Origin of the sequence: Clostridium sp. CM74B_53, assembly GCF_036318045.1 — a bacterium.
Taxonomy (GTDB): Bacteria; Bacillota; Clostridia; order Lachnospirales; family Lachnospiraceae; genus Pilosibacter.
Genome location: NZ_JAWQDE010000006.1, coordinates 14,056 through 36,733, shown reverse-complemented (window position 1 = coordinate 36,733; position 22,678 = coordinate 14,056). Strand labels below are relative to the sequence as shown.

Here is a 22,678-nt window from a genome sequence, read left to right as displayed (position 1 = left end):
AAACTGAAATTGTTAATTTGGAACTGGTCCTATAATGCCAAATGCTATTACATCAATAAAAAGCACGAACGCTATCACACAAACAATTAAAATAGTTGCAATGACTTTAATAACAAGTTGTTGATTTTGTCTTAAATTACTCTTACTAACAATCCTTAAGACAAAAATCAAAGCAACGATGATGATAAAAGAAATAATATTATAAAGAACCACTGTTTTCATCTATGTGTCCTCCTTTTTTATATCAATTAGAATTTATACACCAAATCCATTTGTTAGTCCGATAAAAACTAAAATCATTCCTGCTATTCGTATTCCTTTTTTCGCTTTTTCTTCTTCTAAATGAATTGCATTTTGGGGATATACTGGGTTAATGAAAAAAGCAAGACCCGTAAAAGCCCACGCAAGATTATAGTATATATCCTTATTGAACCATAAAGAACTTATAAATCCCGCAATGACTAAAATCAGAGTAACAATTATTTGCAGTCGAAAATTTATTTTCATTTCTATTCCCTCCATAACTTCCGATTTCTCAGTTTCAAAAACTGGAAATTATTTAATTCTCTGTGTACCTAATTGTAATTGTTCAACTGCTATTTTTGCTTTATTGTCATCTTCCTTTTGAAGATTTTCTATTTCCGAGCTCCGAATAGTCAAAATGATTTCGTCCCCCACCTGTAAATCATCAAGTGTTATACCTACAACATCTTGTGTATCATAATTACAATAGATCATAGGAATTTGGGAACAATCAATAAGACAATCATCTCCTAAAACACCTTCTTCTCCGCTATCTTTTGTGGTTATGATTTTATTTTCTTTATCAATTTCTGTTATTATCGCATTGACACCTAAAGTAAGTGGTTCGTTTGTTTGTTGTCCAGAACACGCAACTAAAGTAAACACACAAATAAATATACATAATGCCATTATCATTTTTTTCATCATAAGTTCCTCCAAATTCCGATTTTTGTTCTATTTACTCCCCGATAAATATGAATTTAGCGTTCACTCATATATTGTTTTATTTCATCAGGCGTCAATTTTCGTACTTCTGTGTGTGGATATTCTTTATACTTTCCAGCACTAAACACAGGCATCATTTGCCTGCATTTCTTGTCTTTATTCTTTTTCAAAAATAGATTTAACTCATCATTCCCTGGAAATATTTTATAAGATAATCTTCCTTTATTGTTCTCTATCTCATAAATACCACACGCACTTTTCGTTGTATAGTCCGCTGTTCGCAAATATAGTTTTGCAATTTCCAATGACTTAAAAGGAAAATTCCATCGTTGCAATCCTCTATTTGGGTCATGCTCGATACAAATGCACCGTCCACAAGTTCCACAAATATATTGAGTGTGGTTTTCCAAACAGTCCAGCGGATTTAGTAAAGGCGTTATTCTATTTTCATCAGAGTAACATTCCTCACACACTTTTCTTTTCACTCCTTATAAAATTCCGATTTGTTAAACTATCTATACAATACCATAGCTCTTTAGCTAATACAATAATTGCATCGCTCCCGCTTATTCTCATCAATTCTGCAACTAATGTATCTTGATCATATGCATATTGTCAGGCTGTCTGTTCTCTTTTCTTTGCATGATACGCTTCACGTCTCATAGCCAGTGTTTTTTCATATCTCTCTTTTGCAATAGGGTCTCCATTCAATGCATCTTCACGCATTTTTCTGTAGCTCTTCACTGTGGCTCTAACCTGATACTGTTTACGCTCTGCAAGCTGATGACTCTGTGCTTTCTGATCTCCGGCTTCTGCCCTGGCTCTCAAGGCTTCCATCTGCTCCTTTCTCCTTGCGGTATGCCGTCTGTTATATTCTGTATTTCTTTCTTCCAAATATTTCGCATATTCAGGGTCATTTTCTGCTCTCTGTTTACGCTTTTCTGCTGATTTCCTTGAACGCTCCCTTGCAATGGCTCTACGCTCCTCAAGCTCTCTGATGGCTTCCTGATTACCTTTTTCTGCCTGCTCCTTTCATTCTGCCAAAGCAATCTTTTTCTTCTTTGTAGCACGCTCCTGACGTTTCTTTTCCCTTTCCAATGCCAAGCGTTCTTTCTCTTCCATCTTCGCCCGATATTCAGGGTCAGACATTCTCAATTCTCGCATTTTTTCAGCTCTCTTACGGTTGTTCTGTCTGCCTTTTTCAAGGATTGCTTTATATTCTGCCATAGCTTCAGAATCTCCAGCTTCTGCTTTTGCCTTGATCTCTGCACGCTTATGATTTCTTTTCTGCGTAGATTTCTTAGAAGATTTTCTCTTTCTTTCAGCAATCTCTTCCGCTCTGCGTGCTTCCTCTGACTGCAAGGCTTCCACTTCATCCTCACTGAGTGGAAGAACAAAATTTCCAATGAAATTGAAATAAATATCCACTTGCTGAGTACGGTCTTTTGTTCTGCCACCCTCAGCTTCATAAATTACAACCTTTTCAATAAAATCATTAAGCATAGGTGTTGTCAGTTCCTCAAAATCTCGGTATTTCTTAACCAGTCGCACAAATTTATCAATCTGCACTGCCTTAGTGGATATACGTTCTGTAGCAGTTTCAAGTTCTGAATTTCTCTGCTCTAGGTTGCTTTGTTCGGTGTCATATTCCGTCATAAGGCGGTTAAACTGTCTCTCCGGCAATCGCCCCAGTGTGAAATTCTCATACAGACCTTTTATCAGATTATCCAAATCCATCATACGACGTTTTGCTTCTAACGATGGCTTCTTGATCTGCTTTGCTGAATAATCCTGTAAAATTCTTGTAACCGCGTCTGTATCTTTTGCCTTAAAGAAAACCGTATAGACCGGAGGACTTTTCTCTCTGTCTCTGACAACTGCAAAATCCACTCCATATTTCTTTGCGAATGAGAAAGAGCAATGCACTGCCAGATTTTCAGAAATAGTGTAGAACCAGTCTTTTTCGTAACATTTTAGTCAGATATTACTGAATTTAAAATACGCAAAATAAAAATAATAATAATTACTGTTATTGACAAAATAGAAAGTATCATGTATAATACAGACATACATAAAAAAGCAACAAAATACTGAAAAATTCAGTAGAAATCTATTAACAAAATGAATCAACAATGAAACGGAGAAAATAACTATGAAAAAATATGAATGTGAACCATGTGGCTATATTTATGATCCGGCAGTAGGCGATCCAGACGGAGGTATCGCTCCAGGAACTGCATTTGAGGATATTCCAGATGACTGGGTATGCCCGATCTGTGGATTAGGAAAAGATGTTTTTGTTCCTGTAGAAGACTAAGCAGAAAATGCGAGACTATGAGAAAATCTCTGTAAATTAGATTCTTCTATGATAATGAAGGGTGAGAAGCTTACAAATCAGGCTTTTCACCCTTGTTTTATATATAACAGTTACTGCTAGGCATGTCAAGAGCAGGCGGATGGCCGCCTGTCTTAGATTATGTTTTTACTTAATATTCAATCACTATATCAGAAAAGAATATAGGCTCTGCTTCCTTATAATTGTCTTTCAAAAATTCATATAACATAAACCTCATTCCTTTCTCCTAAATATTTATAACCTATATGGTTATTTTTGTTAATTATATTCTATATCCTGTTTTCACGATCTGGCAATGTAATTTTAGCACTATGGTTAGTATATCCAAAGCAGAATAAAACCTAAAAAAGATCTGTCACCCTTAGGATTCTTCCCAAAGCCAACAGATCTTACATTTTCCCTTACATCTTTATACTCTTTGCCAGACTCGTCAGCAAAGCTGCCATCTCCGGATTAACCTTTTTTCTTTCTAACCCACGTTATTTTGCAGCCACGGTTACCACTGTTTCCTTTTTTTTCGACATAAGCCAATAAAACATAGAACAAAATATTAATGCAAATACAACGCCAAAAACATTCTGAATCACTCTAAGACCAACTGCTCCTTTTAGTCCATAACTCTCTGTAGCAATGGCCAAAGCACCAAATGTGTTAAATACTGCCTGCCAGCCATATTTTGCAGAAAGTCCTACACCAATTCCGCCAAGGATTCCTATGTATGTATAGATGGATGACGGAAGCAGAAAATATAGTACTGTAAAGCATATTACACCTGCAATATTTCCGACAATCCTTTTGCGGACTCTGTATTGCATATCCTCCATAAATGGTAAGATTGCTGACATTGCCGCAATTCCAGCCCACATTGCTCGTGGCATATTGCAGAGTTCCGCAATGCAGAGTACTGCCGGTACGCATATGATCTGACATAACTGCCACTTTGTTCTGGAAGAAGATATATCAAATTCCTGTACCAAATCATTCAAATTTCTTTTATACGTTCTGTTTTTATGATTTCGATAAAATACGAAGCAGGTAAGTGCTGCACCTAATGCCATTCCGGTTAATCGCATCTGATAACTTTTTCCTGTTACATCATATCCATACAATAACAGATAACCAAGAACCAATGTGGATTGGTTAAACATGAATGGGTTATGACATCCGAACAGAATCAGCACTGCCAGTGCAGCAATGTTTAACAGCATTCCAAGTACCGGTGAAAGCTGGTTTGCTAAATGCGGACATACAGTCATAATTACAAAGAACAAAGCCAAAAGCATCGTAGATTGTCCGGTGTGGATCCCCAGATCCGCATTCCGAAATACCATAAGGCATAATAAAACTACTACACCCACAATACTATTCTCATTTCCAAATAAGATACTGAAAATAGTAACAAATAAAAAACAAAATGCCATTGTAACAGCTATCTTTACCAAATATACCAGTATATGATATGATTTTTCTTTCACTGTTTCACTCTTTTTCAACAGATTTTTAGAACCTGCCTGATTTAACTGCAATTCCTGATAAAATGTCATGTAATTCCTCCTCTATCTGTTTTTCTTAAACTTCTATGGCCTCATCTTTCTGTATTGGAAGCTCTACAACAAATCTGCATCCACCATATTCCCGGTTTTCTGCCTTGATTGTCCCGCCAGCACTATCTACGATCCGTTTCACAAGTGCAAGGCCGAGACCATTTCCTTCTGCTTTGTGAGAACCGTCTGCCTGATAAAATTTATCAAATATTCTGGTTTTCACATCATCCTCTATTCCCGGTCCTTCATCTTCCAGAATAAACATTACAGAATCCTTTTCCTGCTTCAGAAACATCATAATTGTCCCCTTTGCAGGACTGAACTTAATCGCATTATCTAAAAGATTCATCCATATATGCATAAAAAGTCCTTCATTCCCAGTATATTTAACTTCCTCCAGCTCTACCTGGAAACCAATTTCTTTTTCTGTCCATTTTGTCTCCAGGGAAAGAAATGCCTGACGGATCTGTTCATCCAAACGATATTCTGTTTTTTTCATTGGTATGTTCTGATTCTCTAACTTGGATAACAGCAAAATATTTCCAACCAATCCGGAAAGCCTTTGGGTATTAAACAGGATTTTTTCTACATATTCCTCTTGCTCCTGAGACAGTTCTTCTCCCTGAAGAAGCATTGTATACCCTTCAATGGCATTGATCGGGGTCTTAAACTCATGAGAAACATTGGAGACAAAATCCATCTGCAGTACTTCTGTTGCACGAAGCTCTTTTGTCATCACATTAAAACTCTGGTAAGATTCTCCAACTTCTGCGATACGGCTGTTCGTTTCCAAGTGCTGTTCAAAATCTCCCTGCGAAACTTCCTTCATTGCTTTACTGAGTCTGGTAATTGGTTCCAGCAACCTTGCATTGATAAAGGAAGTAATCAGCCCTGCAATCAATGTATTAAAAATCAAAAGCCAGCCAAGCACAGGTATGCTACCAGGCAGATTAAAAAAATGATTCAAAAAAGCAAATAATAACGCAGATATGACTGTTGAAAATACAAGTGCCAGCCAGATTGCACCAGTCAGACAGGATCGGATCCGCAATCCTTTTTCTTTCTTTTGTTCCATTATTTTTTCACCACCTTGTATCCAATTCCACGCATTGTTACGATTTCAAAATCAGGGTTATCTTTCAAACGTTCCCTGATTCTTCCTATATGTACCTCTATCGTATGTGGGTCTGCCTCCGTCTCGTATCCCCATACTTCATCCATCAACTGTTGTTTTGTAAATGTTCTGCCTGGCGAAGCTGCAAGCTTATATAAAAGCAGGAATTCTTTTTTAGGCAAAACAAGACTTTCCTTATCAGTTGTAACCGTCATTGCATCATAATCAAACTCTGTTGAACCGATCACAATTTTGTGTTCATTCAGTATCTGTGCACGGCGAAGCAGTGCTCCGACTCTTAAAACCATTTCATTCACATTTACCGGTTTTACCATATAATCGTCACTTCCCGAAAGAAATCCCTGGCGCATATCATCAAAGGAACCTTTCGCAGTGATCATAAGTACCGGTATCTGATATCCTGCTGAACGGAGTTCCGACACCAGTTCATAACCATCCATAACCGGCATCATAATATCGGAAATGATCAGATCAATATACTCTTTATCCAATATTTCTAATGCCAGTGCTCCATCCGATGCACTTTTGACCTGATATCCATTCTTCTCAAGCACTTTTTGGAATAGCTGGCTTAATTCTTTATCATCTTCTACAATTAATATTTGAAACACGATCTTCTTCCTCCTTTATCAGAACAGATATCTTGCCCATCCAAGCAGATGCTGTACCAAAAGTACGTTTCTCTGACGCTTCTTTGTCAATTCAATTGGCTCTACATGATACGGATCACGATAGGTTCCATCTTCCAATACCTGTCGGGACACTCTTTCATATTCCATCATGCCTTCTTCCAACTGTTTATTAATCTCTTTGCTACGTATTACAAGCATCAGTTCCGTATCCAGATACGTGCTTCTCATATCCATGTTAAAGGAACCGATTACGGATAGATCATCATCAATCAGGATGCTTTTTCCGTGGTAAGAATAGCCGCCTTCATACTCCCAGATATCAATTCCTGTATTTAAAATTCTGTTTCTGTTTCTCGCATAATCAGCAGAACCAAACGGATTTCCATTGTTGGCAACCGAATTGGTCATGATAGAAAAATCGGGAACTCTCTCCGCAATCTCTTTCCATGTATTATACATCATATCATTGCAGATAATATATGGTGTATGAATTTTCACGCGCTCTTTTGCATTTTTCATTAGTTCTCCCAGTTGATACCAGACTACTGGTTCCTTGGGACCTGTGTGGATAGGATTTGACACTAATGCAATCTTTTCTGTCTCAAAAGTTTCGTCCGTGTAATCGGTATCGCAGATTCTTTCCTTATTCTCTTCAAAATATTTCTGATAGCCGTTCTGCAGCTCTAAAACTGCGTTCTTTACAGATTTTCTATTTGCCAGTTTTTTATTGTCATGAAAATAACCACTGTCTTCTTGTTCCCATATCGTTTCAAAATACTCTAACAACTGGTTAACTGAATTTTCTTTCTCAGGTTCATCGCAAACCACTAACACATCTCTGTCATAGTTCTTATGTCCCAGAAAATCACCCAGGAAATAATTGTATGTATTTCTTCCACCAAGAATATATGTCTTACCATCTGCAATCAAATATTTATCATGCATTCTCCCCATCATCTTCCATGGTTTCAACGGATTGGCCTTATTATACAGTTTAATTTCAACATTCTCATGGGAAGATAATCCATAGAAATACGGATTGCCTTCCATATCAACCCAGCTCTCCATTCCATCTACTAACAGACGAACATGCACACCTCTGTCTGCCGCATCATGCAGTGCTCCTAAGATCAATTTTCCACTTTCATCTGATTGAAATGCAAAAGTAGAAAGAATAATGTCTTCTTTTGCATTTCGGATCAAACGCACTCTTTGTAAAAGTGCTTCTGGATTTTTTTCTATGATCACTGCTCGTTCCATATTCTCGCTGCGTTCGTTCCACGAATCATTTTGTGTTTCTTTTTTAATGGTATTAGACACTTCCGGCTGTTTTTTATATGCAATACAGATTCCAAATAATTCATAAAAAGCCACACATAAAAAAATTGACAGTATAACAAAAACAATTTTACATATCTTACGTTTTCCCATCGCACATCACCTGACTTTTTTTCATCTTATGTCTATACAATACAAAGTCAACCTCAATTTTACCTCAACAGAATTAATTTTATCCATGTAAATTTCCTGTACCGGCAATCAGACATAACAAAAACGACCTCTCAAAATCAACTATTTTTTGAAAGGTCGTTTCACTAAATTCTTATAACAATCCAGCAAATAATCTCATAAATAATTGTCCCAGTCGCAAATATGCACTGCGCCCAGTACAATATTGATCTGTTACATCACGACATTCTCCCATCGTTCTTATCAGATCATTTTTAATTTCCACAACTGCCTGACAATCTGCCATGAAACAGCCGTTTTCAAAATGATGATATAAGCTTCTATAATCCAGATTGATTGTTCCACAGGTTGCCATACAGTTATCCACTATACTCATTTTCGCATGGCAAAATCCTGGTGTCCATTCATAAACTCGCACTCCATGTTTAACCAATCCATGATAAAAAGAGCGAGTTATATTATAAATGAATTTTTTATCAGGAATTCCTGGTGTGATAATTCTTACGTCTACCCCTCGCTTAGCAGCCAGACATAACGCATGTGTCATTTCGTCTGTTATAATTAGATATGGTGTCATAAACCAACAGTAATTTTCGGCCTTATTTATCATACTGATATAAACTTCTTCTCCGACCTGCTCATTATCCATAGGACTGTCTGCATAAGGCTGAACAAAACCTGTTTGCTGTGCTTTATAATCGTAATGAATAATGTATTTACTAAAATCAGTATCATTCGTAGCTTTTTCACTAACAGCATTCCACATTTCTAAAAATGTCACTGTAAGTGACTGAACAGCATCTCCTTCTAAACGAATACCGGTATCTTTCCACTGCCCATACGGATGCGTATAATTAAAGTATTCATTTGCAAGATTATATCCACCTGTAAATCCAACTTTTCCATCAATTACTGTTATTTTTCTGTGATCACGATTGTTCAAAAATAGATTTAAGCCTGGCACAAATGGATTGAATACACGACAATGAATTCCTATACTCTCCATCTTTTTTACAAAATCTGTGTTAATAAAACCTATAGACCCCATATCATCATAGAATACCCTGACTTCCACACCGGCTTTTACTCTCTCTTCCAGAACATCTTGAATCTTATGCCAAGCTTCAGCATCTTCTATCGCATGATATTCCATGAAGATAAACTCTTGTGCTTTCGCAAGTTCTTCAAGCTGTGCCTCTAATCCCTTCACTGCTTCATCAAAATACTTGATATCCGTATTCTGATAGATTGGATACCGCGAATTTCTTTGTATGTAACTTGCAATATTTCCTGCTTTCGGAATCTTTTCTTTTATTCTGCTTAAACACTCCTGATTGTCTGGAAGCATTGGTAACAATTTGCTATCAATTTCTGCATATCGCTCACGCATTTTATGCGTGCCACCATTCAAGCCAATCAATAAATACAGGCCTACACCCATAATTGGGAAAATCAGAATTAAAATGACCCAAGGCATTTTCATAGAAGATGTCTTATCTGACGCATACAATCTCAAAACTAAGATTCCACTTAAAATTCTGGTAAATAAATTTATGATTTCTGCATATTCATTCAAGCGTGTTACGATAGTAATAATAAAAATCACTTCCAAAAGAATGCAGATTATGGAAAAGCACAATCGTTTTATTCCATTTTTTGTTTTTGCTTTTCCTTCTAAGGTATCTTGCTTCATATGTATTCCACCTCTTCTTTCTACGTCAGCTCTATATTCAAAATACTATTTATTTTGATAATTGATTCGTTCCCCTTGAATTACTGGATAACAAATCAATTTATTACTCTCCAGATCCTCTGCATGCATATCTACCGCACTGATCTGATGATTTTCATAAGTATTATAATAATAGATACCTTTAATAACATTACAACAAGATGTATACAATGTGATTTCATATTTTCCATCAGTCACTTCGCAACATCCACGTTGCTGATCCACAGATCCAAGAATGTGAAAGAACTGACTAACACTTTCTTCCTCAGATTCACCTGAAATTGCATTTACCTTTGTAAAAGCCACACGCACAAAACGAGAAGAAGATGAAAGATCTCCCGGAATACCTAAACCTCCCATACCTCTACTATATGCATCAAGAGCCAAATTTCCTCCAAAAGTGTTTTTTGGTTGCTTTGGGGATAAATACATATAATTATTTAATTGAAACATCTGCTGTGGAAATGGCGGATTATTCGTAAGCACTCCTACAGGATTATCGTAAATATGTAGACCATCTGACATAGACTCTACAGTAATTGATTCATTTTCATCAGCGATAATCCAATGTAATTGTGCTAATGGCAATTGCTCGCTGAAAGGAGTATTAACAATATTAATTCGATTAAGAAGCTTACGAACTTCTGCTAAAGAAGCACACTGACTTAAAATCCATGGAATAAATTCAAACTGTGCAATATTTTCCACATCTGGTTGAACCTCGGAATAAACAGCATTTCCGACAAAATTCAGACCTGCCATTGCCACTCCTTTTTCATTCATCGCATCATAATATAAAGGATAATCCTCCGCAACATGAGCCATTCCAATAATTGCATAATGATTTTTCATATCGCCAACATGACGGAAATGAAATGAATAGTTACGTGGTGTAATTACTATCTGATCACCGTAAGAGAATTCATAATCGAGGGTTCGTCCAAAGTAAAAATCTTTTGTCTTATAGGTTGCTGCTGTACACATGATTGTTTATCCTCCTAAATAATATAAACTATATCAATAAGTTTTTTGTTGAACAATAGTATAACACAATTCTATTGTTTTGTTTCAAATTCACATATAATCATACTTTCAAGGACTACATTATTTTCTGGGTATATTCCAGCATTTTTAATATAAAATTGACCTAACACTACATACAAAAGGTATTTACCTTAATTATAACTTTAAATATATCTTATGTACATTATTTTCCATTACAAAAAGTCCACCCACATCTGGATTTCTCCTAATGCCAGTAGACTCTGTTCTATTTCCATTATTATATTTTTATTCAGCTTTCAAGCTCTTCGCCAGACTCGTCAGCAACGCCGCCATCTCCGGGTTTCCCAGGCTATATAATTTTTGGAGCAACCTCCCTCTTTTTCCAGGCACCTGCTAATTGCCATGGTGGATTCTGTACACGATATCACATCCCTTAAAGATATATTCTCTGGCTGTTTTGCAATCTGATATCCACCCTTTATCCCTTCACAGGCTTTTATGATTCCTGCTTGTTTTAATTTTTTTGTTATTTTTGGAATATAACTGGATGGAACACTTAGTTCCTGAGATAATTCTGATGTAGAGATCATCCATCCCCGATGCGGGGCAAATAGACGCTCTATGTATATAACGATATTCAATTTTATCTGCTATAACAGCATGGTACTCAAAACATCCGCCTTTTTTGATTAGCTGGATTTTTGGCACGATTTTGGGGCTGATTAGCAGGAAGGGCATTTTCATTAGCAAGAACAGCCCGTTTTCTGCTAAAAATTAGCTGGCGATTTTGTCTTATAACAACCGTTCGATTCTGGAGTGCTTGTCAAAAATCAAATTTTGGAGTAGAATTTTATCTCATACAGTGAAAGAGCTTTTTCGTGCCTTTTCATATAAGAAAAGCCGAAAACCCTTGAAAACAAAGGCTTTCGGCGTTGTTCACTGGCGTCCATAAGAGGATTTGAACCTCCGACCCCACGCTTAGGAGATGGACCCAGTGCATATATTCCCTATCAACGGAGATAAAGAAAATGCAGTTATATCAAGGCATTTCTCCACATTCACTGTAAACCTCGTACAAGTAAAATCAAGCAAAAACAAAGGATTTTAGCCCCCTATTGTTTGCACTCTGTTTGCAAAGGCGCGAAATTTGGCGTTAGCCAAAAGTTCAATTCCCGTCGAGACTTAATTATATTCATGGTATCGTGGACATAGTTTACCATACATAGAGGTTCATTACAAGAGGTATTGAGCCAGTGAAAGTGCCTGTTTTATCTTTCTCAGGAAAGGTAAAGCAGGCACTTTTTTTCATATCTAAACTTAGAAAGAAATGAGGTGAAATCATGAATACACAGATTATTGCCATAGCCAACCAAAAAGGTGGTGTCGGCAAAACAACCACTTGTGCCAATCTTGGAATTGGTCTGGCGCAGTCCGGGAAGAAAGTCCTTCTGATTGACGGAGACCCACAGGGAAGCCTGACCATCAGCTTGGGCAATCCTCAGCCTGATAAGCTGCCCTTTACACTGTCAGACGCTATGGGCCGTATTTTGATGGATGAACCAATTCGTCCCGGCGAGGGTATCCTGCACCACCCTGAGGGCGTAGACCTGATGCCTGCGGACATCCAGCTATCTGGTATGGAGGTATCTCTGGTAAACGCTATGAGCCGAGAAACCATTCTGCGACAATATCTGGACACGCTGAAGGGGCAATACTCCCATATCCTTATTGATTGCCAGCCCTCCCTGGGTATGCTTACGGTCAATGCACTGGCTGCCGCTAATAGGGTTATAATCCCCGTCCAGGCAGAGTATCTTCCAGCTAAAGGTTTGGAGCAGCTTTTGCAAACTATCAATAAGGTTCGCAGACAAATCAATCCCAAGCTGCAAATTGATGGGATTCTGCTGACGATGGTAGACAGCCGAACCAATTTTGCCAAAGAAATCTCCGCTCTTCTGCGCGAAACCTATGGCAGTAAGATCAAGGTGTTTACATCAGAAATTCCTCATTCTGTCAGGGCTAAAGAAATCAGTGCTGAAGGAAAAAGCATTTATGCCCATGATCCTAATGGCAAAGTGGCTGAGGGCTACAAAAATCTGACGAAGGAGGTATTGAAACTTGAAAAGCAGCGCGAAAAAAATAGAGCTGGCCTCAGTAGATGACCTGTTTTCTACAGAAGAAAGTCGGCAAGACGAGCAACTGGAAAAAATTCAGGAAATTCCCCTATCTGAACTGCATCCGTTCAAGGATCACCCCTTCAAGGTCAAGGATGATGATGCAATGATAGAAACCGCAGACAGCATCAAAAAGTATGGTGTGTTGGTTCCTGCGATTGCCAGACCACTGCCTGATGGCGGTTATGAGCTGGTAGCCGGTCACAGACGCCGCAGAGCCAGCGAATTGGCCGGAAAAGAAACCATGCCTGTCATTGTGCGCGACTTGGATGACGATGCTGCCACAATTATTATGGTTGACAGCAATTTGCAGCGAGAAAATCTGCTCCCCAGTGAAAGGGCTTTTGCCTACAAAATGAAGCTGGAAGCCATTAAACATCAAGGAGCAAGAACAGACCTGACTTCTGTTCAAGTTGAACAGAAGTTGAGCGCCAGAGACCAGGTGGCAAAAGAAGCCGGTGAACGAAGCGGTATCCAGGTAATGCGATATGTTCGTTTGACTGAACTGATTCCAGAGCTTTTGGATATGGTGGATGAAAAGAAAATCGCATTTAACCCAGCCTATGAACTCTCTTTTTTGAAACCGGACGAACAGCAAATGCTGGTGGAAACAATGGACTATGAGCAGGCTACCCCTTCTCTCTCTCAGGCTCAGCGAATGAAAAAGTTCAGCCAGGAAGGGAAATTGTCAGAAGATGTGATGCTTGCCATCATGTCAGAGGAAAAAAAGGGTGATCTGGATAAAGTGACCTTGAGCAGCGATACCTTGCGAAAGTATTTCCCCAAAAGCTATACACCGGCCAAAATGCAGGAAACCATTATTAAACTGCTGGAACAATGGCAGAAAAAACGCCAACGAGATCAGGAACGATGAAGGGAGAGCCTATGAAAGATATTGCAGCAAGGGAACTGAAAGGCCACAACATTCTTGCAGTGGAGCGATTTTGGGACAGCACTTTCTGGATGATTGAGTTTACTGTCTTGCGCCCTACTGCTTATGGAGAACCTGGTGACGAAATGAGGCTTTTTCTCACAGAGGACGGGTATCAGTCAGCTCTGCAAAGCCAGCAGCGTCGAGAAATCAAAATTAAGAGATATGCCCATGTTATTGAGGGGCATATCCTCGACTTCAAGCCTAAAAAACACCGTCGTTCATAACCGATACAACGAAAGGAAAGGAATGAATATGTGTACTGTAAGAGAAATCCGAGAAGCTATTCAAGAAGATTGCCGCTCACAGCGTGATATGGAATCCACCGAGATTGACCGTGTTTTTCAAACCTTACCATTTTCTCAGGAAAGGGATCTGTTTGATAAACCACCAATGCCAAAACGCCCCTACCGACGCAAGAAAAAAGATACAGACAGACCCTAACCGCTGCCACAATTCTTTTATGAATTGCGGCTTTTTTCATACCTGAGAAATGAAAGGAGTGAAGTAAATGGCTGTTTTTCGTGTAGAACGCACTGGCGATTACACGGTTATGAGCAATTTTCATCTAAAAGACAAACGACTTTCTTTGAAGGCAAAGGGTCTCTTGTCGCAAATGTTATCTCTGCCTGATGACTGGGATTATACGCTGTCAGGACTCAGCTATATCAATCGAGAAAGCAAAGATGCAATCCGCTCTGCTGTCAATGAGCTTGAAACAGCCGGATACATTCGGCGCAGACAGACAACTGATGCTTCTGGTAAATTCGCAGCCAATGAGTATACCATTTTTGAGCGTCCCATCGAGGGAGAACCGATGTTGGATAAGCCGTTGTCGGAAAACCCGATAACGGTAAACCCGTCAGCGGTAAATCCGTTACCGGAAAATCCAACACAATTAAATACTAAGAAATCAAATACCCAAAAACAAAATACTCATGGATCAAATACCGATTCCATTCCCTTCCGGGAAACAGCGGCGGTAATACCGCCGGAACGGAAAGGAAGGGATGCGATGTCTGTCACAGAGATAGAAAATTATCGGGAATTGATTTTGGAGAATATCGAGTATGATTGTCTGAAGCAGCGTTATCCTCTCTACCTGGATGACCTGAATGAGATCGTAGAGCTGTTGGTAGAAACGGTCTGTGCCAAACGAAAGACCACCCGGATCTCTGGTGCGGACTTTCCTCATGAAATTGTACGCTCCCGCTTTTTGAAGCTGGACAGCTCTCACATCGAGTTTGTCATGGACTGTCTGCAAAAGAACACCACCCAGGTACACAACATCAAGCAGTACCTGCTTGCAGTGCTGTTCAACGCTCCTACCACCATGAATAACCACTACACTTCACTGGTAAATCACGATATGCACGCAGGCGGCTGGTAATCAGCCGCTTTTGTATTACACCAAAGGAGGCACAGCATGAATCAGATTGAAATTTTCAATAGTCCAGAGTTCGGAAGCATTCGCACTTTGGAACAGAATGGCAAAGTATTATTTTGCGGTACAGATGTGGCAACAGCGCTGGGATATACCAATCCACGCAAAGCCGTCCGCGACCATACCAGGGGTGGAACGAAATGTTCCATAGGGGTCCAGACTGGGAAAAAGGCAGATGGAAGCCCCGCGGTACAAATGGTCGAAATGCTCTTTATCCCCGAAGGTGATCTATATCGTCTGATCGCCCATAGTAAACTGCCGTCAGCGGAACGGTTTGAACAATGGGTGTTTGATGAAGTTCTACCTGCCATTCGCAAGCACGGAGCCTATCTCACAAAAGAGAAGTTGTGGGAGATAGCCACTTCTCCGGAAGCTCTGATAAAGCTCTGCTCCGAGCTGCTTGCTGAGCGGGAAGAAAATGCGTCGCTACGAGAGGAAAATGCCCTGCTGGAGAGTAAGGCAGCCTTTTATGATTTGTTCATCGACCTCAATCACAGTACCAACCTCCGCACCACCGCCAAAGAGTTGCTTGTCCCGGAGCGTCGGTTTGTCCGTTTCCTTCTGGAAAAGCGTTTTGTGTACCGCACCGCATCCGGTAATGTACTGCCCTATGCAAAGCCAGCCAATGAAGGACTGTTTTGTGTCAAAGACTACTGCAATCACGGGCATATCGGCTCCTATACGCTGATAACCCCGCAAGGCAAACTCTACTTTGCTCAGCTGAGAGACATGATTTTGATGGTTGTATGAGAGTGGGAAAGGAAGTGAGTTTTATGCCAGAAGGCAAAACAATCGGTCAGCTGATGGAAGAAATGCGCCAGAAAGCTGGAGCGCAGAACTATCACGGCCATGACTACATGGATCTCCAGCGATTTGCTGAGAACACCCGGCACATGATTATTTTTGATGTGCTGACGCATGACTCCCCGGTAGGCTGGAAAGGTGAACGAACCCGCCTGTTTTTGTCAGATAAGGGCTATGAAAAAGCTCTGGACAGTCAGGCAAAGGGACAGATCAAGATTCTCAGTCATGCAAAGGTCAGAAATGGAGATTTGCTCTATGACCGTTCTGAGCAAATTCGTTGAGGGCGGTTCGATGAAGAAATACCTTCTCCGGCGGCTGGTGGTCCCGCCTTAGAAATAAATGCACCACCCCTGCACATTTTGTGGAAAGGAGGCGATGAAAATGCAGGAAGAAGTGGAAAACAGGACTTTAACGCTGGTTGTCAGCGGAACAAAGTTCACCGGCAGGCTGCTCAAAGCCGCCATCAGCAAGTACCTTGCCCACCGCAAGGAAAAGAAGCTGCAAAAGCAGAGAAGCCGTGACGCGCCTGTGAAGCCCCAGGGCAAGCAGACGGTGAAACAGCTGATTGGTCAAAACCAAGGGGTTTCCAACATCGAGATCACCGACCCCTCCATCAAGGAGTTTGAGAAGATCGCCCGGAAATACGGCGTGGACTATGCGGTGAAGAAGGACCGCAGCAGCTCCCCACCCAAGTACCTGATCTTTTTCAAGGGTCGGGACGCGGATGCCCTGACCGCTGCTTTTACCGAGTACACCGGGAAAAAGGTCAGAAAGGCGGAGAAATCCGAGCGCCCGTCCGTGCTGGCAAAGCTGAGCCAGTTCAAAGAACTGGTAAAACACGCCGTCGTGGACCGGAACAAGCGGAAGGAGCTGGAACGATGAAAAAGCAGCTGAACATCAAAAAGCTCATTTTGCTGAATCTGCCGTATATCCTGATGGGGCTTTTCTCCACCAACTTCGGTGAAGCGTGGCGGATGGCCGTGGGTGCGGACGCTTCGGCAAAAATGCTCTCGTTCTTCTCCACGCTGCCGGTGGCGCTGGCCAGCTGGTGGCCCAGCCTGCACCCGCTGGACCTGCTGGTGGGCCTGTGCTGCTGCGGCGGCCTGCGGCTGGCTGTGTACCTGAAAAGCAAGAACGCCAAGAAGTACAGGCACGGCATGGAATACGGTTCCGCCCGGTGGAGTGCATAATTTTAAGTGTAAATGACACATACATGGACGCACAGGAGGTTATGCACATGACTGATTATAGCAAAATTACAGCCCTTTACTCCCGCCTTTCCGTGGGCGACGAGGACAGGGACGGCGGCGAGAGCAACAGCATACAGAACCAAAAAATATTTTTGGAGAACTATGCCAGAGGGCAGCACCTGACCAATATCCGGCACTACATCGACGATGACGAAAGCGGCAGGTTTTTTGACCGTTCCGCCTACTCCCGCATGATGGACGATGTGGAAAACGGGAAAATCGGTGTCTGCATTATGAAAGACCTTACCCGCTGGGGGCGTGACTATCTCCAAGTCGGCAACGCGATGGAGATATTCAGACGGAACAATGTGCGCTTTATCGCGGTCAACAACGGCATTGACAGCGAGAAGCCCGACACATTGGAGTTTGCGCCCTTTATCAATATCATGTCGGAGTGGTATGCAAAGGACATCAGCAAGAAAGTGAAAACGGGCATTAAGACCAAAGGCATGAGTGGAAAGCCGATTGTCACCGAAGCCCCTTACGGCTATATCAAAGACCCGGACAACAAGGATTTTTGGATAATCGACGAAGAAGCCGCCGAGGTTGTCCGTTTGATTTTCCGTCTGTTTATCGGCGGGAAAAACCGCAACCAAATCGCCGTGCATCTGAAAAACGAGCAAATCCCTACCCCCACTTTCTATATGAAAGACCGAGGGCGGGGAACCTGTAAAAATAAGACGCTCAACGAGGATAACCGCTGCAAGTGGAACAAAGTCACCTTGACCAATATCCTCACACGGCAGGAGTATTGCGGAGATGTAGTCAACTTCAAGACTACAAAGCATTTCCGGGATAAACATAACCACTATGTAGACCGGAGCCAGTGGCACATCACAGAAAATGTGCATGAGCCGATTATCAGCCGCAGCGATTTTGAAACCGTACAGCGGATTTTGGAAAACGCACCCGTCAGACGCCCCAACGGGGACGGGGAAATCCACCCTCTGTCCGGCTTACTTTTCTGTAAGGACTGCGGCGCAAAAATGCACATTCGTATAGATTACCGGAACGGCGGCAAGCGGCACGTTGCTTTTTGCAGCGAGTACCACAAGGGAAAATCCAGAAATCCGAAATGCAATTCCCCGCACATCATGGACGCGGACTTGCTCATGCAGACCATCGCGGAAGTGCTGAAGAAAATCGAGGACTATTCTATCAGCAACCGGGCGGAGTTTGAAGCCTTAGTGAAAAAGAACCTTGCCATGCAGCAGACCGACCAGACCAAGAAGCAGCAGAAGCGTATTCCGCAAATCACGACGCGCCTTGAACAGATTGACAAGGTGCTGAATAAGCTCTATGAGGACAACGCCCTCGGCACGATCCCGCAAGACCGTTATGAGCAGATGTCGCAGAAGTATTCGGAAGAATACTATGCGCTGAAAGCGGAGCTTGCCACGCTCCAAGAGCAGCTATCCGCTTATGAGAACGCGGGAGGACGGGCGCAGAAGTTTTTGAAGCTGACGGAACGCCATGCTGCCTTTACCGACCTTACACCCGCCATTCTCAACGAGTTTATCAGCAGGATTGAAGTGTATGAGCGCGACCAGAAAAGGGCGAGATACGCAATCCAGCACATCAGCATATATTTCAATTATATCGGCAAGTTTGAGAATGAAGTGACACAGCTTGCGGAGCCGACCGAGCAGGAAATCCGGCAAATGCGGGAGGAAATCGAAGAAGCCAAAAAGGAAAAGAGCCGCGCCTACCACCGGCAGTATTCAAGGGAGTACCGGGCGAGAAACCTTGAAAAGCAGCGGGAGTATGACCGTATCAAGGCGCGGGAATACCGGGCAAGGAGAAAGGCGCAGGCAGCCGCCGCACAGCCCACACAGTAAAACAGAATAACCATCAACCAAGAGGGATTTTCCGAACTACGGGAAATCCCTCTTTTGCGCCCAAAGAAAGGAGCCGCCTATGGCAGAACAGACCCCCGACAGTATCATCACGACCCAGAGGAACGGGCAGACCATTGTTGCGGAGTTATTTTTCAATCACAGCAGCACAGAAACATTCCGCGACAAGCTGCTCAAACTGGTGCTTGCCGACAGCTCGCGTTTATCCGCGTCTGACGGTCAAGAGCCGGAAAAAACAGAAATCTTGCGATAACAGCCGCCCCGACGAACCATTCCCTGTCCGGGCGGTTTCTATTTGAAAATCCTCATTTTCCCCAAGTCAAGAGCCGGGAAAAACACCCGAAAAATGCCCCTATTGCGTAACAGGGGCGCAGAAAGGAGAGTTTATGAGAACAGGGCTTACGAAGCAGGAAAAGACCACCGATATTTGGTTTGACGAGAAAGACCCCCTTATCCATATCCGCACCCACAACACCGACTTAAAGAAGCGGCTTGCCGCCTACGCCGGACAGCACCCCGACCAGTGCCGCCAGACCGACGCAGACCTCGAAACGGGCTGCATGGAGTTTGATATTGCAAAGGGGCGTTTCTCTTTCCGTCTGACCGCCCCATACAGCGAGGAACGGCGGGAAGCTGCGCGGAGATATGCCAGAGAGAACAATGCTGTCGATAGGTTAAAATGATGTAGATTTGTTCACAGGTTTGTGCTATACTTTAGCCAAGCAATGGAGCGACAAATCGGAAGTTGAAGGTGTGATTAATGAAAATTGTTGAAGTTAAAGAGAATAAAAAACAATATCTGGATTTGCTCCTATTAGCAGATGAGCAGGAAGATATGGTTGACCGTTATCTTGATAAAGGCAAGATGTATGTACTTGATGACATTGGGGCAAAGTGCGAGTGTGTCATAACCGATGAAGGAAATGGCATACTTGAAATCAAGAATATTGCTACAGTTCCAGAATATCAAGGCAAAGGCTATGCAAGAGCCTTAATTGAGTTTGTTATTAATAATTACAGGGGAAAGTACTCAATTCTGCAAGTGGGAACAGGAGATAGTCCGCTTTCAATCCCGTTTTATGAAAAGTGTGGTTTTGTTCGCTCACACAGCATACCCAATTTTTTTACAGATAATTACGACCACCCAATCTATGAAAGTGGAATACAGTTGGTAGATATGGTGTATTTGCAAAGACCTTTATAATCCAACTTCCAGTTTATCGGGCAGATAACGCCCACTCAATAATAGAATACATCAACCGAGAGCAGCTATTTTTCCACAAGAAAACGGCTGCTCTTTTCTTTTGCCCATGAGCAGAAAGGAGCGCCCAACCATGACAAAGCCAAGAGAGAAAACCCGCGAGGAGTTGCAAGCCGAGATTGAGGACGGAAAGAAGAAAATCCAGCAGTTTGAGAACCGGGAAAAAATGTTGCGTCAGAAGCTATCCAAAGAGGAACGCAGAACGCGCAGCCACCGCCTTATTGTCCGGGGCGCGGTCTTTGAAAGCGTTGTGCCGGAAGCAAAGAACATGACCGACGAGGAAGCCACAGCACTTCTCCGGCTTGCCTTGACGAGTGAGCCAGCGCGGGAATATCTGAAAAAACGAGCCGAGGGAGCGACAAGCTGAAAATCCCTTAGGAACTAAGGGCGCACTTATACACCCTTGCGGGCGTGTGCGCTCTGCCGAGGGCTTATCTCCGCACAGGGAGCTTTCCCCGCGCTCCGATATGGCGGCTTTGCCGCAACAAGGGGCTGCACCCCTTGCGCCGCTTCGCGGCTATCCCTGCACACCCACAAAAACAGTACACCCGCCGTTGGCGTCTGTACCATTTTTGCGGGTTTTATTATCCTATCCGGGAGGTGATACCCATAGCCATTTACCATTGGAACATCGGCATTGTGAGCCGAGGAAAAGGCAAATCAGCCGTTGCCGCAGCCGCCTACCGAAGCGGTGAAAAGCTGACAAACGAATGGGACGGAATGACCCATGACTACACCCGTAAAGGCGGCGTTGTCCATACAGAAATCATGCTGCCGCCCCACGCACCGCCCTCTTTCTCTGACCGTTCAACCTTGTGGAACAGCGTGGAACTTTACGAGAAAGCCGGGAACGCCCAGCTTGCGCGTGAGATTGACGCAGCGCTCCCCATAGAATTATCCAGAGAGGAACAGATCCGGCTTGTCCGGGAATACTGTTCCTCTCAATTTGTTTCCAGAGGAATGTGTGTGGATTTTGCCATTCACGACACCAACAGCGGCAACCCCCATTGTCATATCATGCTGACTATGCGACCACTTGACGAGCGCGGAGCATGGGCGGCGAAATCCAAAAAGGAATATGACCTTGATGAAAACGGTGAGCGTATCCGCTTGCCAAGCGGCAGATACAAGACGCACAAAATTGACCTTACAGGCTGGAACGACAAGGACAACACCCTCTTGTGGCGCAAGGCGTGGGCTGACTTTACCAACGACTTTTTGGAGAGAAACGGAAGCCCGGAGCGTATCGACCACCGCAGCAACGCCGAGCGCGGCATAGACGAAATACCCACCGTCCACATGGGCGTGGCGGCTTGCCAGATGGAGAAGAAAGGTATCGCCACCGAGAAAGGCGCACTGAACCGCAGTATTCAAAAGACAAACCGCCTTATCCGGGAAATCCGGGCGCAGGTTAGCAAGCTCAAAGAATGGATTGCCGACCTGTTCAAAGTGTGGGAAACCGCCCCGAAGCAGCCGCCGCAATCTCCCAACCTTGCAAATCTGTTGATGAAGTATTTGAGCGTTCAGAGAGAAAAGAGCCGGAAGTATTCGCAGCGTTGGCAACAACAGCACACAGCCGATGAACTGAAAACCATAGCGGCAGCGGTCAACTATCTCTCCGAGCATGGCATCTCTAATCTTGACGAGCTGGACGCTTCCCTTTCCTCTGTCAGTGATGAAGCCTTTTCTATCCGGGAGGGAATGAAAGCCGCCGAGCAGCGCATGAAAGAGCTGCAAAAGCTGATAGAGAACGGAGAGAATTATTTGCAGTACAAGCCCATTCATGCCGAACTGAAAAAGCTGAAAAACGGCTGGACGAACAAACGGGATAAGTATGAGGAAGCCCACCGCGCCGAGCTGACCTTATGGAACGCAGCAAGCCGCTATCTCCATGCAAATCTGACAGATACAAAGACGCTGCCTATCTCCAAATGGAAACAGGAATACGCCGACCTCAAAGGGCAGAGAGATACCGACTACACCAAACTGAAAGCTGCCCGCGCCGAAGTTACCGAGCTTCAAAAAATCCGCAAATGCGTGGATATTGCACTCCGCGCCGACCAGCCGGAACAGACACAGAACCGCGCCAAGCGGCATGAACAGGAGCGATAAAGG

The 22,678-nt window shown here is 42.7% G+C and carries 28 protein-coding genes and 1 pseudogene; 16 read left to right on the top strand and 13 right to left on the bottom strand.

Features of this window, described 5'->3' with window-relative positions; translation table 11 throughout:
• Positions 1 to 12: 12 nt before the first annotated feature.
• From V2546_RS06725 to V2546_RS06700, 6 genes are all read right to left on the bottom strand, one after another.
• Positions 13 to 222, bottom strand: a complete 210-nt coding sequence (locus V2546_RS06725) for a hypothetical protein (RefSeq protein WP_329751903.1) — start codon at positions 220 to 222, stop codon at positions 13 to 15.
• 33 nt (positions 223 to 255) lie between these two features.
• A complete protein-coding gene (locus tag V2546_RS06720; RefSeq protein WP_329751902.1) occupies positions 256 to 507 on the bottom strand; it encodes a hypothetical protein in 252 nt (83 codons plus the stop codon).
• Positions 508 to 555: 48 nt separating this feature from the next.
• Positions 556 to 951 (bottom strand): hypothetical protein, encoded by a 396-nt coding sequence (locus V2546_RS06715; RefSeq protein ID WP_003500120.1) that lies wholly within the window; start codon positions 949 to 951, stop codon positions 556 to 558.
• A 53-nt stretch (positions 952 to 1,004) separates the two neighbouring features.
• Entirely contained in the window at positions 1,005 to 1,454 is a 450-nt protein-coding gene (locus V2546_RS06710; RefSeq protein WP_330363074.1) for a hypothetical protein, read from the bottom strand.
• 130 nt (positions 1,455 to 1,584) lie between these two features.
• Positions 1,585 to 1,863: a hypothetical protein gene (locus V2546_RS06705; RefSeq protein ID WP_329751901.1), complete on the bottom strand. Its 279-nt coding sequence runs from the start codon at positions 1,861 to 1,863 to the stop codon at positions 1,585 to 1,587.
• A gap of 138 nt (positions 1,864 to 2,001) precedes the next feature.
• Complete coding sequence (locus V2546_RS06700; RefSeq protein ID WP_329751900.1) at positions 2,002 to 2,895, bottom strand: DUF4368 domain-containing protein; 894 nt, start codon at positions 2,893 to 2,895, stop codon at positions 2,002 to 2,004.
• A gap of 226 nt (positions 2,896 to 3,121) precedes the next feature.
• Here V2546_RS06700 and rd point away from each other — a divergent pair, with 226 nt between their 5' ends.
• Entirely contained in the window at positions 3,122 to 3,286 is a 165-nt protein-coding gene (gene rd, locus V2546_RS06695) for a rubredoxin (protein ID WP_005608410.1), read from the top strand.
• A gap of 518 nt (positions 3,287 to 3,804) precedes the next feature.
• Here rd and V2546_RS06690 read toward each other — a convergent pair.
• The 7 genes from V2546_RS06690 to V2546_RS06660 all read right to left on the bottom strand — a co-directional run bounded on the left by V2546_RS06690 (position 3,805) and on the right by V2546_RS06660 (position 11,484).
• Entirely contained in the window at positions 3,805 to 4,869 is a 1,065-nt protein-coding gene (locus V2546_RS06690) for an FUSC family protein (protein WP_117471136.1), read from the bottom strand.
• A 25-nt stretch (positions 4,870 to 4,894) separates the two neighbouring features.
• Complete coding sequence (locus tag V2546_RS06685) at positions 4,895 to 5,944, bottom strand: HAMP domain-containing sensor histidine kinase (protein ID WP_329751899.1); 1,050 nt, start codon at positions 5,942 to 5,944, stop codon at positions 4,895 to 4,897.
• Positions 5,944 to 6,615, bottom strand: a complete 672-nt coding sequence (locus tag V2546_RS06680; protein WP_117504378.1) for a response regulator transcription factor — start codon at positions 6,613 to 6,615, stop codon at positions 5,944 to 5,946. Before V2546_RS06680 ends, V2546_RS06685 begins: the two co-directional genes overlap by 1 nt.
• 18 nt (positions 6,616 to 6,633) lie before the next feature.
• The gene (locus V2546_RS06675) at positions 6,634 to 8,067 is read right to left on the bottom strand and encodes a phospholipase D family protein (RefSeq protein WP_117515923.1); all 1,434 of its coding nucleotides are present in this window, start codon (positions 8,065 to 8,067) and stop codon (positions 6,634 to 6,636) included.
• A gap of 172 nt (positions 8,068 to 8,239) precedes the next feature.
• On the bottom strand, positions 8,240 to 9,799 hold the full coding sequence (gene cls, locus V2546_RS06670) for a cardiolipin synthase (protein ID WP_329751898.1): 1,560 nt from the start codon (positions 9,797 to 9,799) through the stop codon (positions 8,240 to 8,242).
• 45 nt (positions 9,800 to 9,844) lie between these two features.
• Positions 9,845 to 10,822, bottom strand: coding sequence for a choloylglycine hydrolase (gene bsh, locus V2546_RS06665; protein ID WP_329751897.1), 978 nt, complete (start codon positions 10,820 to 10,822; stop codon positions 9,845 to 9,847).
• Positions 10,823 to 11,160: 338 nt separating this feature from the next.
• The gene (locus V2546_RS06660) at positions 11,161 to 11,484 is read right to left on the bottom strand and encodes an RrF2 family transcriptional regulator (RefSeq protein WP_243035665.1); all 324 of its coding nucleotides are present in this window, start codon (positions 11,482 to 11,484) and stop codon (positions 11,161 to 11,163) included.
• 699 nt (positions 11,485 to 12,183) lie between these two features.
• Here V2546_RS06660 and V2546_RS06655 point away from each other — a divergent pair.
• The 15 genes and pseudogenes from V2546_RS06655 to mobQ all read left to right on the top strand — a co-directional run bounded on the left by V2546_RS06655 (position 12,184) and on the right by mobQ (position 22,675).
• A complete protein-coding gene (locus V2546_RS06655) occupies positions 12,184 to 13,005 on the top strand; it encodes a ParA family protein (protein ID WP_002569249.1) in 822 nt (273 codons plus the stop codon).
• The gene (locus tag V2546_RS06650) at positions 12,962 to 13,891 is read left to right on the top strand and encodes a ParB/RepB/Spo0J family partition protein (protein ID WP_006059569.1); all 930 of its coding nucleotides are present in this window, start codon (positions 12,962 to 12,964) and stop codon (positions 13,889 to 13,891) included. Before V2546_RS06655 ends, V2546_RS06650 begins: the two co-directional genes overlap by 44 nt.
• A gap of 11 nt (positions 13,892 to 13,902) precedes the next feature.
• The gene (locus V2546_RS06645) at positions 13,903 to 14,175 is read left to right on the top strand and encodes a DUF5720 family protein (protein WP_007862445.1); all 273 of its coding nucleotides are present in this window, start codon (positions 13,903 to 13,905) and stop codon (positions 14,173 to 14,175) included.
• 28 nt (positions 14,176 to 14,203) lie between these two features.
• A complete protein-coding gene (locus tag V2546_RS06640; RefSeq protein ID WP_006059571.1) occupies positions 14,204 to 14,392 on the top strand; it encodes a hypothetical protein in 189 nt (62 codons plus the stop codon).
• 67 nt (positions 14,393 to 14,459) lie between these two features.
• Positions 14,460 to 15,338, top strand: coding sequence for a DUF6017 domain-containing protein (locus V2546_RS06635; RefSeq protein WP_006059572.1), 879 nt, complete (start codon positions 14,460 to 14,462; stop codon positions 15,336 to 15,338).
• 36 nt (positions 15,339 to 15,374) lie between these two features.
• Positions 15,375 to 16,142, top strand: a complete 768-nt coding sequence (locus tag V2546_RS06630) for a BRO family protein (RefSeq protein ID WP_002589066.1) — start codon at positions 15,375 to 15,377, stop codon at positions 16,140 to 16,142.
• A 23-nt stretch (positions 16,143 to 16,165) separates the two neighbouring features.
• Complete coding sequence (locus tag V2546_RS06625) at positions 16,166 to 16,477, top strand: DUF5720 family protein (RefSeq protein ID WP_008723307.1); 312 nt, start codon at positions 16,166 to 16,168, stop codon at positions 16,475 to 16,477.
• Positions 16,478 to 16,577: 100 nt separating this feature from the next.
• Positions 16,578 to 17,078: a PcfB family protein gene (locus V2546_RS06620; protein WP_008723309.1), complete on the top strand. Its 501-nt coding sequence runs from the start codon at positions 16,578 to 16,580 to the stop codon at positions 17,076 to 17,078.
• A pseudogene (locus tag V2546_RS06615) lies at positions 17,075 to 17,377 on the top strand (VirD4-like conjugal transfer protein, CD1115 family); the annotation flags it as partial. The gene V2546_RS06620 and the pseudogene V2546_RS06615, both read left to right, overlap by 4 nt.
• Before the next feature lie 32 nt (positions 17,378 to 17,409).
• The gene (locus V2546_RS06610; RefSeq protein WP_329751888.1) at positions 17,410 to 19,284 is read left to right on the top strand and encodes a recombinase family protein; all 1,875 of its coding nucleotides are present in this window, start codon (positions 17,410 to 17,412) and stop codon (positions 19,282 to 19,284) included.
• 79 nt (positions 19,285 to 19,363) lie between these two features.
• The gene (locus tag V2546_RS06605) at positions 19,364 to 19,555 is read left to right on the top strand and encodes a transposon-encoded TnpW family protein (RefSeq protein WP_006060444.1); all 192 of its coding nucleotides are present in this window, start codon (positions 19,364 to 19,366) and stop codon (positions 19,553 to 19,555) included.
• A gap of 133 nt (positions 19,556 to 19,688) precedes the next feature.
• Positions 19,689 to 19,985, top strand: a complete 297-nt coding sequence (locus V2546_RS06600; RefSeq protein ID WP_329751887.1) for a hypothetical protein — start codon at positions 19,689 to 19,691, stop codon at positions 19,983 to 19,985.
• Between the two features lie 77 nt (positions 19,986 to 20,062).
• The gene (locus V2546_RS06595) at positions 20,063 to 20,506 is read left to right on the top strand and encodes a GNAT family N-acetyltransferase (RefSeq protein WP_154252874.1); all 444 of its coding nucleotides are present in this window, start codon (positions 20,063 to 20,065) and stop codon (positions 20,504 to 20,506) included.
• Positions 20,507 to 20,636: 130 nt separating this feature from the next.
• Positions 20,637 to 20,930, top strand: a complete 294-nt coding sequence (locus V2546_RS06590; protein WP_015516242.1) for a DUF3847 domain-containing protein — start codon at positions 20,637 to 20,639, stop codon at positions 20,928 to 20,930.
• A gap of 233 nt (positions 20,931 to 21,163) precedes the next feature.
• Positions 21,164 to 22,675, top strand: a complete 1,512-nt coding sequence (gene mobQ / locus V2546_RS06585) for a MobQ family relaxase (protein ID WP_329751988.1) — start codon at positions 21,164 to 21,166, stop codon at positions 22,673 to 22,675.
• Positions 22,676 to 22,678 lie beyond the last annotated feature (3 nt).

Bases quoted from the DNA above. Each gene is read 5' to 3' on its own strand.
- V2546_RS06690 (WP_117471136.1), bottom strand. From the start codon at position 4,869: ATGACATTTTATCAGGAATTGCAGTTAAATCAGGCAGGTTCTAAAAAT.
- V2546_RS06725 (WP_329751903.1), bottom strand. From the start codon at position 222: ATGAAAACAGTGGTTCTTTATAATATTATTTCTTTTATCATCATCGTT.
- V2546_RS06595 (WP_154252874.1), top strand. From the start codon at position 20,063: ATGAAAATTGTTGAAGTTAAAGAGAATAAAAAACAATATCTGGATTTG.
- V2546_RS06600 (WP_329751887.1), top strand. From the start codon at position 19,689: ATGAGAACAGGGCTTACGAAGCAGGAAAAGACCACCGATATTTGGTTT.
- V2546_RS06675 (WP_117515923.1), bottom strand. From the start codon at position 8,067: ATGGGAAAACGTAAGATATGTAAAATTGTTTTTGTTATACTGTCAATT.
- V2546_RS06640 (WP_006059571.1), top strand. From the start codon at position 14,204: ATGTGTACTGTAAGAGAAATCCGAGAAGCTATTCAAGAAGATTGCCGC.
- V2546_RS06610 (WP_329751888.1), top strand. From the start codon at position 17,410: ATGGACGCACAGGAGGTTATGCACATGACTGATTATAGCAAAATTACA.
- V2546_RS06715 (WP_003500120.1), bottom strand. From the start codon at position 951: ATGATGAAAAAAATGATAATGGCATTATGTATATTTATTTGTGTGTTT.
- bsh (WP_329751897.1), bottom strand. From the start codon at position 10,822: ATGTGTACAGCAGCAACCTATAAGACAAAAGATTTTTACTTTGGACGA.
- V2546_RS06590 (WP_015516242.1), top strand. From the start codon at position 20,637: ATGACAAAGCCAAGAGAGAAAACCCGCGAGGAGTTGCAAGCCGAGATT.
- V2546_RS06625 (WP_008723307.1), top strand. From the start codon at position 16,166: ATGCCAGAAGGCAAAACAATCGGTCAGCTGATGGAAGAAATGCGCCAG.
- V2546_RS06655 (WP_002569249.1), top strand. From the start codon at position 12,184: ATGAATACACAGATTATTGCCATAGCCAACCAAAAAGGTGGTGTCGGC.
- rd (WP_005608410.1), top strand. From the start codon at position 3,122: ATGAAAAAATATGAATGTGAACCATGTGGCTATATTTATGATCCGGCA.
- V2546_RS06630 (WP_002589066.1), top strand. From the start codon at position 15,375: ATGAATCAGATTGAAATTTTCAATAGTCCAGAGTTCGGAAGCATTCGC.
- V2546_RS06685 (WP_329751899.1), bottom strand. From the start codon at position 5,944: ATGGAACAAAAGAAAGAAAAAGGATTGCGGATCCGATCCTGTCTGACT.
- V2546_RS06645 (WP_007862445.1), top strand. From the start codon at position 13,903: ATGAAAGATATTGCAGCAAGGGAACTGAAAGGCCACAACATTCTTGCA.
- V2546_RS06720 (WP_329751902.1), bottom strand. From the start codon at position 507: ATGAAAATAAATTTTCGACTGCAAATAATTGTTACTCTGATTTTAGTC.
- cls (WP_329751898.1), bottom strand. From the start codon at position 9,799: ATGAAGCAAGATACCTTAGAAGGAAAAGCAAAAACAAAAAATGGAATA.
- V2546_RS06635 (WP_006059572.1), top strand. From the start codon at position 14,460: ATGGCTGTTTTTCGTGTAGAACGCACTGGCGATTACACGGTTATGAGC.
- V2546_RS06605 (WP_006060444.1), top strand. From the start codon at position 19,364: ATGGCAGAACAGACCCCCGACAGTATCATCACGACCCAGAGGAACGGG.
- V2546_RS06620 (WP_008723309.1), top strand. From the start codon at position 16,578: ATGCAGGAAGAAGTGGAAAACAGGACTTTAACGCTGGTTGTCAGCGGA.